At 66.6% G+C, this 9,353-nt stretch carries 11 protein-coding genes and 1 pseudogene; 5 read left to right on the top strand and 7 right to left on the bottom strand.

Annotation, left to right across the window (positions count from 1 at the left end; all coding sequences use genetic code 11):
- Window positions 1-571 (bottom strand): substrate-binding domain-containing protein (locus Q1V87_RS04005; protein WP_300590935.1); only part of this gene is annotated, 571 nt, incomplete at its 3' end.
- Between the two features lie 219 nt (window positions 572-790).
- Here Q1V87_RS04005 and Q1V87_RS04000 point away from each other — a divergent pair.
- The gene (locus Q1V87_RS04000) at window positions 791-1,378 is read left to right on the top strand and encodes a cupin (protein ID WP_300590934.1); all 588 of its coding nucleotides are present in this window, start codon (window positions 791-793) and stop codon (window positions 1,376-1,378) included.
- Window positions 1,379-1,513: 135 nt separating this feature from the next.
- Window positions 1,514-2,980, top strand: coding sequence for an SGNH/GDSL hydrolase family protein (locus Q1V87_RS03995; protein ID WP_300590933.1), 1,467 nt, complete (start codon window positions 1,514-1,516; stop codon window positions 2,978-2,980).
- A 42-nt stretch (window positions 2,981-3,022) separates the two neighbouring features.
- Here Q1V87_RS03995 and Q1V87_RS03990 read toward each other — a convergent pair whose 3' ends face one another.
- Entirely contained in the window at window positions 3,023-3,301 is a 279-nt protein-coding gene (locus Q1V87_RS03990; RefSeq protein WP_300590932.1) for a hypothetical protein, read from the bottom strand.
- 141 nt (window positions 3,302-3,442) lie between these two features.
- Here Q1V87_RS03990 and Q1V87_RS03985 point away from each other — a divergent pair, with 141 nt between their 5' ends.
- Complete coding sequence (locus tag Q1V87_RS03985) at window positions 3,443-4,588, top strand: SLC13 family permease (RefSeq protein WP_300590936.1); 1,146 nt, start codon at window positions 3,443-3,445, stop codon at window positions 4,586-4,588.
- Between the two features lie 33 nt (window positions 4,589-4,621).
- Here the strand turns inward: Q1V87_RS03985 and Q1V87_RS03980 are convergent, their stop codons facing one another.
- Together Q1V87_RS03980 and Q1V87_RS03975 are read right to left on the bottom strand one after the other, a co-directional pair.
- Window positions 4,622-5,368 (bottom strand): CoA pyrophosphatase, encoded by a 747-nt coding sequence (locus Q1V87_RS03980; RefSeq protein ID WP_300590931.1) that lies wholly within the window; start codon window positions 5,366-5,368, stop codon window positions 4,622-4,624.
- A 68-nt stretch (window positions 5,369-5,436) separates the two neighbouring features.
- A complete protein-coding gene (locus Q1V87_RS03975) occupies window positions 5,437-6,183 on the bottom strand; it encodes a TetR/AcrR family transcriptional regulator C-terminal domain-containing protein (RefSeq protein ID WP_300590930.1) in 747 nt (248 codons plus the stop codon).
- A 125-nt stretch (window positions 6,184-6,308) separates the two neighbouring features.
- Between Q1V87_RS03975 and Q1V87_RS03970 the strand changes: the two genes are divergently transcribed.
- Complete coding sequence (locus tag Q1V87_RS03970; protein WP_300590929.1) at window positions 6,309-6,986, top strand: DUF4386 domain-containing protein; 678 nt, start codon at window positions 6,309-6,311, stop codon at window positions 6,984-6,986.
- On the opposite strand, the gene Q1V87_RS03965 is transcribed toward Q1V87_RS03970, so the two are convergent.
- Window positions 6,983-7,270 (bottom strand): helix-turn-helix domain-containing protein, encoded by a 288-nt coding sequence (locus Q1V87_RS03965; protein ID WP_366945403.1) that lies wholly within the window; start codon window positions 7,268-7,270, stop codon window positions 6,983-6,985. The two genes, Q1V87_RS03970 and Q1V87_RS03965, sit on opposite strands and share 4 nt — an antisense overlap.
- 195 nt (window positions 7,271-7,465) lie before the next feature.
- On the opposite strand from Q1V87_RS03965, the gene Q1V87_RS03960 reads away from it, so the two are divergent.
- On the top strand, window positions 7,466-8,455 hold the full coding sequence (locus Q1V87_RS03960; protein ID WP_300590927.1) for an SDR family oxidoreductase: 990 nt from the start codon (window positions 7,466-7,468) through the stop codon (window positions 8,453-8,455).
- Here the strand turns inward: Q1V87_RS03960 and Q1V87_RS03955 are convergent.
- Together Q1V87_RS03955 and Q1V87_RS03950 are read right to left on the bottom strand one after the other, a co-directional pair.
- On the bottom strand, window positions 8,382-8,999 hold the full coding sequence (locus Q1V87_RS03955; protein WP_300590926.1) for a GyrI-like domain-containing protein: 618 nt from the start codon (window positions 8,997-8,999) through the stop codon (window positions 8,382-8,384). The genes Q1V87_RS03960 and Q1V87_RS03955 overlap by 74 nt on opposite strands.
- Window positions 8,996-9,353, bottom strand: a pseudogene (locus Q1V87_RS03950) (MFS transporter); the annotation flags it as partial. The gene Q1V87_RS03955 and the pseudogene Q1V87_RS03950, both read right to left, overlap by 4 nt.

Below are 9,353 nucleotides of genomic sequence, written 5' to 3'. Positions count from 1 at the left end.
CGAGCGGTGCGAAACCCTCGGCGCTGACCAGGCCGACCTTCGCTCCGTCGCCCACGTCGGCGATGAGCTGGTCGAGCACACCCTCAGCCATCGAGGCATCCGACTGCGAGGTCACAATGACGCCATCGGTGTTCTCCAGGGCGAGGTCATAGACGATGACCGGGATACCGGCGGCGACGGCGTCCCGGATGCGGGGCTCGAGCGTGTCGGTCTGACCGTGGTCGACGATGATCGCGTCGGGCTGGGAGGCGATCGCCTGTTCGAGGTCTGAGGCCTGCTTCGCGTTGTCGTTGCGAGCATCGGTCACGGTGAGCTCGATGTTGGTCGCCGCCGCCTGCGCCTTCGCGCCGGCCGTCCACGCGGTGAAGAAGTCACCGGCACCGGACTGCTGCACGAGAGCGACCTTGACCGGCTCGCCGTCGAACGGACCCGGAAGGGGTGCGGTGGCCTCGGCCTGACTTGCCGTAGCGGTGGCAGCAGGCTGCTGGGCGCAACCAGTGAAGATCAGCGCCGCGGCGGCGGTCGCTGCGGCAACGCCCAGAACGCGACGGATCGGGGTGCGAGAGGTCATGGTGATTCCACTTCTGGTAGCTGTGTGACGCGCTCGATGCAGCGGCGCGGCTCCACAGTCAATCGCGGCGGCAAAGCACGTTCCAAAACGCGGTTGCGCTTTGTTACGCATTCGCACTGTCGTGTCGATATGTGACGCTGCGGGACGACATCACCAGACCGTCTGCGCGAGAATCGAGTTCGAGAAACCGCGCTCGCGCGACCCGCGCAAGGAGGACCCATGACCCTGCTGACCGTCTGGAACGAGACCGACCCCGAGACGCCGATCGTCGAGACCCTCGACGCGGAAGAGGTTCGTGCGGAGCTCGCAAAGCTCGGTGCACGCTTCTCCCGCTGGGAGGTCAAGGCTTTCGCCGCGGATGCCACCCTCGACGAGATCCTCGCGCTGTACCGCGACGAGGTAGAAGAGGTGAAGGCACGCGAGGGCTACACGCTGGTCGACATCGTCGGGCTTTCGCCGCAGCAGAGCAACTACGACGAGGTCAAGGGCCCGTCGCGCGAGAAGTTCCTCTCGGAGCACCGCCACGACGACGATGAAGACCGGTTCTTCGCCGACGGCGCAGGCGTCTTCTACCTGCACGTCGATGGCAAGGTCTACGCCCTCTACTGCGAGCCCGGAGACCTCGTCTCGGTGCCGGCGAACACCACACACTGGTTCGACATGGGTACCGCGCCCACCTTCACATCGATTCGCTTCTTCCACGACGACGACGGCTGGGTCGGCCACTTCACCGGCAACCCCATCGCCGAAACGTTCCCGAGCTTCGACGACCTCCAGGCACGCCGGGCAACGCTCGTCTCGGTCTAAGACCACCTCGACGACACGGGCCCCGAGGCAGCGCCCGGAACGTCGCGCCTGGCAGCGGCTGCCGCCTCCTTGCCGCTAATGTGATGCCGTGCGAAAGCTGATGGCGGCTGTTGCTGCGACGACCGGTCTCGTTTCATGCTCTTCACGGGAGCACCCGCGACAGCCAACGGCGGCTCTGGCCCGCTCGACGGCCTCGACTACGTGTCGCTCGGCGACTCGTACCAGGCAGGGTACGGCCTCAACCCGTTCAGCAACACGAGTCCATTCGCAGGCGACCCGAACGGCTGCTACCAGGCTGACGGCAACTACGCGCACATCCTTGCCGCGTCGTTCGGCCTGACGATCAACGACCAGACGTGCTCTGGTGCGATCACGGCGAACATCGGCTACGGGCCGGCCACCGTTTCACCCACCGATCCGAATGTCATCCTGCCGACCCTTCCCGACGTTTCCACACTGCAGGTGACCCTGTCGGGAATGACCGCGCCGCAGTTGCAATCCGCAGGACTCAGCGCTGACACCGACGTCGTCACCGTCGGGATCGGCGGCAACGACCTCGGCTTCTCCTCAATCGCGACAGCGTGTATGCGCCTGTCCGTCAACTCCGACCCTCTCTACCTCGCCGACAAAGTCGGTGCGTTCGACAACTGCAAGGACTACTTCGGCGACCCGGTCAACTACCCGTCCGCATACCTAGCGGGCCGTATCACCGACGCCGTTGCGCCACGCCTCGCGACGACATTCGCTGAGATCCGCGCTGTGGCACCCAAGGCGCAGGTCTTCGTCGTCGGCTACCCGCAGGTGGCTCCTAACAACGCGACCGACGCCTGTTTCACCGATCCGTTGACCCCGAACTCGGTGCCCTACAACGGTGTCGACCTGCAGTTCCTGCACGACATCGAGCAGCAGCTCGACGACGCCATCGAGACTGCGGCGACCAATGCGAACTTCACCTTCATTCCCACATGGGACCAAACAGCGGGCAACACCCTGTGCACCCCCGACCCATGGATCAACGGCATCACGCTCTACCTCAACAGCCAGTCGACCTGTGATCCGGACTACCTGCCCGCCGACGGCAACACCGATATCTGCGTGAAGATCGGCGCCCTGCACCCGGACGAGGGCGGTGTGCTCGAGATCGCGAACATCGTGCAGCAGGCGATCTCCACCACGATGGCGGTGACAGCCAGTGCGAGCGATGTGAGCCAAGGAGGCCAGGTCACGCTCTCGGGCGGCGGATTCGCCCCGAACGAGACCGTGAAGATCGAGCTGCACTCGACCCCGGTGGTTCTCGCGTCGATCCCGGCCACCGGATCGGGGACCTTCTCGACGACCCTGACGATTCCGGCGAGTACAATCCCCGGCGCCCACACTCTCGTCGCGACAGGTCTCACCTCGGGACGCTCGTTCTCGACACCGATCACGATCACAGCATCGGGCTCATCGAGCGGCGGCGGAGCGTCAGTCCTCGCCGAAGGCGGGATGGACACGGGTGCGCTGCAGCTGGTGGGAATCGCAGCGCTCCTCGGTACGACGCTCGTCGCCGGTGGCGCCGCGCTGATGCTGCGTCGCAGCCGCATCGCGAGCACGCGGCGCTGACGTCAGCATCCGTGGCCGCCGGCGCTGGCGGGGCGGATGCCGTTAGCGGCGCGGACGGGCGAGCACGATCGCGATTGCCACGCAGAGCGCCGTGCTTGCGGCGACCAGTACCGCCCCGAGCGGTCCGATGCCCTCGCGCAGGATGAAGACGAGATTCAGCGCCAGACTGATCGCACCCGCCAGAGCAGGCACCCACGCGCGCCGCGCAGAGGGCACGAAGAACACAGCGAGCGCGGCCGCCAAAACCACGAAGTTGCCCGAGATGCGCAACGGCTCGACCTGATCGATCGCGACATGCAGAACGATGTCGAACACGGTCATCACGGTGAGAATTGCGGAAAGCACCAGCACAGAACGGGGTCGGGTTCGCACATCTGAGTCTCTCATCGCGGGTCACCTGCCCGCCGCCGAGACCCTGGCCGCGTGCGAGCGTTCACCGTGAACCAGGAGAGGACGGATGCCATGAAACTGGCGATCGTTGGCCTCGTACTGCTCCTGGCCGCCGCAACCGCGATCGCGACAGACCGTGCCCGCCCCGATGACGCGATGGTCGTCGCGGAACGCGTATGGCCCATCCTTCTGTTCGTTGTCGCGGTGACGATCGTTGCCGAACTCGCAGCGGCAGCCGGTGTCTTCGACGCCGCGGCACACCGGCTGTCACGCCTCGGCAAGGGACGAACTGCTGCACTGTGGGCGATGGTCGTCATCCTCGCCGTCGCGGCCACCGCGTTCCTGTCTCTCGACACCACCGCGGTGCTTCTCACCCCGGTCATCGTCGCGGTCGTGCGGGCACGGCGCCTCGACCCGCTCCCGTTCGTGTTCGCAACCGTCTGGCTCGCGAACACGGCTTCCCTCGTGCTGCCGGTCTCGAACCTCACCAACCTGCTCGCTGCCGACCTGCTGCACCTCAGTCCGTGGGAGTTCATCGCCCTCCTCGGCCCGTCGGCTGGGATCGCCATCGTGGCGACGGTCGGCGTTCTGGTGCTGTTCTTCCATCGACGTCTCCGCGGAACATATCCGTCGATAGCAGCACCGGAGGCAGCCGATCCGGTCCTGCTTCGCATCGCAGCGATCGTTGTCGTGGTGCTGTTGCCGCTTCTCGTGTCAGGGATGCCTCCCTGGATCCCCGCGTCCGCGGCGGCGCTTGTTCTGCTCGGCGTCTTCGCCTGGCGGCATCCGCGGGCTGTGAGGTGGCGCCTCGTCCCCTTCTCGCTCGTGATCTTCGCGGCCGGGCTCTTTTTCGCTGTCGGCATTCTCGAGACGCTGGGTTCCGGCGCCCTGATCGGCTCGATCGCGGGCTCCGGCACCGACCTTCTATCGCTGTGGCGCCTCACCGGAACCGGACTCGTTTCGGCCAACCTCATCGACAACCTGCCGGCCTATCTGCTCGTCGAACCGGTCGCCGGCCCCCCCGAGCGTCTCGCGGCTCTGCTGATCGGCGTCAACGCGGGTTCACTCATCACGCCGTGGGCATCGCTTGCAAGCCTGTTGTGGCACCAACGACTACAAGCCGATGGTGTCGAGGTCAGCTGGACCCGATTCGTGCTCATGGGCCTGCTCGCTGCGCCGGTCGTCTCGCTGGCAGCTGTCATCCCTCTCGTGCGCTGACCCATCTGACGGCGTCAGTCGCATCCGTCTCGCCTACGGCAAGAGATTTGGGATCGCGAGTTCACGCGCCTGATCCCACGGCTCGGTCCACCCCAGACGATCGAACAGTCCGTCCAGGAGCATCGCAGTGAAGCCCCAGACCAGGTGCTCACCAGTCTCGGTGCTCACCTGGAACGCGGGGGCGCGGTGCGTGCGTGGGCCACGATCGATGACGGTGCATCCGCGGTTCGCAGGGTTGAGCAGGTCCGCAACCGGCGCCCGGAAGACCGCCGACGACTCGCCCACATCGACAGCTCGCACGGGCGACGGCTCACGCCACCACGCGAGGACCGGCGTAACGCGATGCGACGAGTACGGCAACGGCACCTCAGCGAGAGTGCCCAGAACATCGACGCCGTCCGGGTCTACGCCGGTCTCTTCCTGAGCCTCGCGCAGAGCGGCGGCGACGGGACCGGAATCATCGGGCTCGAGCCTGCCCCCGGGAAAGGCGACCTGTCCCGCGTGCGAACGCAGCGTCGTCGCCCGGGCCAGCAGAAGCACGTCGAGGTCGCGGGATACAGCTGCAGCACTCGCGCGGTGAGCGCTCGGCGCGTCATCCAGCACACCGAACAGGATGAGGACCGCAGCCCGCCTTGCGTCAGGGTCCTTCGGGAAACCGAGGAGCGCCGCCAGACTGTCGCGGGGCCCCACAGCCGGATCTGTCGACACGAGATCGAGCAGCTGCCGACGGGCGCCGTGATGGTCAGCGAACGCCGCCGCGTCACCGGAGTCGCCTGTCATCCGTCCAGGCTACGACGGGCAGGCCCGTGGAACACCCGACAGATGGCGGCTGTCACCAACGCGCACACTCAGGACTGCGAGCTGGTCGAGCTCCACCCGGAGAGTCGGCGCTGCTCGAAGGCATCGATCAGGATGTCGAGGGCGAAGCCGAACTCGGCATCCGCATCGCACTGCCCCGCCGCGCCCGGTGCTGTCATCGCCATGCGCACGATGTGGGGAAACGATGCCGCGAAGGACGCCAGCGCGGCATCCTCGGACACGAGCTCGCCTCCCGATTCCGCCGCAGCCTCGGATGCCGAGGGCGTCGGAAGCACGTCGTGCGTAAACCCCCACATGCGGGTGCTGAGCGTGTGCATGGCGTGATGGACGAGATCCGCCGACAGGCCCCCACGGAACATGATCCCCATGAGCCGGTCCATGTACGCGAGCACAACCGGGGAGGCGAGGGGGCGTGTCTGAATCGCCTCGAACGACCACGGATGAGACATCATCGTCGCCCGCGCAGCAAGAATCTGCTCACGCAGTACGTCGCGCCAATCAGCGCTCGAGTCGGCATCGTTCGTACCGGATAGAGCGCAAGACGGGTCATGCTCTGCGAGCTCCGGCGCCATCTGGATGACGAGCCGATCGAACATGAGGTCGATCAGCTTCTCGCGATTGTCGACGTGCTTGTAGAGCGCCATCGGTGTCACCTCAAGCGCCTGTGCGAGGCGCCGCATCGTCATCGCCTCGAGCCCTACGTCGTCTGCCAGCTCGACAGCAGCCGCCGTCACACTCTGCGTCGTGAGCGCGCCACGGGAACTCGCCGCTGTCACGATGCCCCCCGCAGTCGCGAAGATTCACTGCGGATTCGCGAGGAACTTGACATGTATACAGCGTACACCTACAGTCGTCGACAGCGCGGTATACCGCGTATACCACTCGAAGAAACGAGACTGCAATGCCCCGAATCCGTACCCTCGCCCTCTGGGCGGGCTCTCTGTATCTCGTGACCCATGTCACCTCCGTCGCCGCAGCATTCGCCTACGCCGAGGGCATTGCCGAGTCTTCGGCGGGGCTGCTGCGCACCGGGATCACACTCGAGCTGATCCTCGCGATCGCATGCGTCGCCAATGGCACCGTGCTGCTGGCCGCCCTGCGTCCTTCCGGCCCGGCCGCTGCCTACACCTTCGCCGGCCTGCGCACGCTCGAAGGCGCGATCATCGGCGCCGGCATCCTCCCGATGCTCACGCTCGTCTTCATCCTCTCCGGCTCGGTCCCGGGGGCCGACATTGCGATCGCTCCCTCTCCCGACACGACGATCGCCGCCAGCCTGGTGGGGATACACGCCGCGTCGTTCCTCATCGGGCAGGGCCTCGTGATCGGGGTCAACACCCTCGTGCTGTCGTGGCTCCTATGGCGCTCACGCGCCGTCGTGCGCGGAATCCCGATACTCGGCGCCGTCGGCGCGACCCTCGTCTTGGCATCCGACGTTGCACAGCTGTTCGGGATCATCGACCAGACGAACGTGCTCGCTGGCCTTGCTGCGGCACCGATCTTCGCCTTCGAGCTGTGGTTCGCCGGCTATCTGCTGTTCGTCGGATTCCGTCCGAGCGTCGAGCGTGAACCGTTGGGCTAGGAAGACAGATCCCGGTCGACCATGTCATCAGCGTGCTCGGCAACCCAGTCCATGAGCGGGCCGAGACGAAGCATCAGGTCACGGCCGAGCTCCGTGAGCGAGTACTCGACCCGCGGAGGCACCTCAGGGTACGAGGTGCGCTGGACAAGGCCATCTCCCTCGAGGGTCTTGAGCGTTGCCGCAAGCATCTTCTCGCTGATGCCGTCGATGCTGCGGCGCAGCTCACCCCACCGCGCTGTGCCGTTGCCAAGCGTCAGCAACACGAGGATGCCCCATTTCGACATCACGTGGTCGAGCACGACCCGTGTGGGACAGGCCGCAGAGAAAGCTCGTTCCCGAACGTCGCGTATTTCCGCAAGACTTACTGACACGTGGGTACCTTACGAAAAGGTGGGTACCGTACGCAAGGAATGCGCGATTTCGAATCCAGGTTTCTGCTCACGAGCGCCGAAGCGGCGTCACGACCGAAAGGATTCACCATGGCCATTCTCGTTACGGGCGCCTCCGGCCACCTCGGCGGCCACGTCGTCACCGCACTCCTCGAGCGCGGCGTTGCGGCATCCGACATCGTCGCCGGCGTGCGCACGCCCGACAAGGCAGCTCCTCTGGTCGACCTCGGCGTGCGCATCGCGCAGCTGAACTACGCCGAACCAGCCACGATCGATGCCGCCCTCCAGGGCGTTGATCGCATCCTGCTGATCTCGGGTTCCGAGGTTGGAACCCGGCTCGCAGGTCACCTCAACGTCATCGAAGCGGCGAAGAAGGCCGGCGTCGAGAAGTTCGTCTACACGAGCGCGCCGAAGGTGACATCCGCGGACTACGCACTCGGCGCCGAGCACCGCGCGACGGAGGAGGCGATCGCTGCCGCGGGCCTTCCCGCCGTCATCCTGCGCAACAACTGGTACCACGAGAACTACACGCAGGACGTTCTCGGAGCGGCCGCGTCCGGCGTCATTGCCGCAGCGGCTGGCGAAGGGCGCGTTGCCAGCGCGAGCCGCCGCGACTACGCCGAGGCTGCCGCTGTCGTTCTCACCGAGGACGGACACGCCGGTCAGGTCTATGAGCTCGCCGGCGACGTGGCGTGGACATACGACGAGCTCGCGGCGGCGGCAAGCGAAATTCTCGGCAAGGATGTTGCGTACGTCTCGCAGTCTGCTGCTGACAAGCAGGCTCAGCTGGAGCAGTTCGGTCTTCCCGCCGATGTCGCCCAGTTCGTTGTGGGAATCGACCTCGCGATCGCCGACGGGGTTCTCGCCGACACCGATGGAACCCTCGCGCGCCTGATCGGGCGGCCGACGACGCCGCTCGTCGAGGGCCTTCGGACGGCGGTCGCCGAGACGCAGCCGGCCGCGTGGGGCCTCGCGGGTCCGGCACTCCCCCGCCGGACCCGCGTCGTCACTCGATCGCTCGCACCGGTTGACGAAGAATCGTCTTCAGCTTCTCGGGAGCCACGCGACGCGGATCGCTGAGGTAGATCTCGTGGTGCGGACCATTGAATGTCAGACCCTGCGCAGGCATGAGCTCGGCGTGCAGGCGGTGCAGCGTCGGCGCTTCCGCGTCGTACGAGCCCACGTGCAGAATCTGGAGCGACAGCCCCTCCTCGATCGTGACCGCACTGACCCGGCCAATCGGAAGCTCGGGCTTCTTGGGGGCTGCCGTCTCGAGTCCGGCACGGATGTCGGCATCCGTCACCGCCGGCGGCAGCGGAATCAGCATCGTCCAATCCCAGGCGTCCTTGCGGCGGGCGGCGAAGCTCGACGGGTCGGCGCTTGACCACAGCCCCTCGAGCGGGCCGACGACGACGTCATCACCCGTGCGGGCACGGAAGGCGAACTTGACGGCATAGCCCGACGCGTAGAGGGCGCTCACGGCATCCGCGTACGCGCGTGACGTGTTGGGGTCGCCGTGACCGTCGATCGCGAGATAGGTCATCGGTGGAACCGTCACGCGAGTGAAGTCATGCCTCCCGGGCGCGTAGAGGTCTTTCCGATCCTTCTTGAGGTCGTACTTCACGCGCGCTCCCCCACACCGGCGGCCGACCGCACCGCAGCGCGGCGTACCACGAGGGCTCCGACGAACCCGAGTAGCAGGAACACCGTCGCCACCAGCAGCGACCAGCGGGTGGCATCCGCGAAGCCGTTCGACAGCGCCGTCACCGCGGCCGTGGTCTGGTCGCCCAGCGGGCTACTAGCCCCCTCGGCGCGCAACTGACTGATCGTCGTCCCCGCGGACTGCCGCGTGTTGTCGGCGAGCTGGGTGGCGGTCGGCCCGGTAATGCCAGCATCCGTCAACGCGGCCGGCAGCGTGAGCGCGAGGGCAACCGCCAGCGCCGCTCCCGCGAACGCGGTTCCGAGGGCCGACCCCACC

Source organism: Microbacterium sp., assembly GCF_030149085.1.
Lineage (GTDB): Bacteria > Actinomycetota > Actinomycetes > Actinomycetales > Microbacteriaceae > Microbacterium.
The sequence above is the reverse complement of the archived record's forward strand: the minus strand, read 5'-3'. Positions and strand labels throughout refer to the sequence as shown.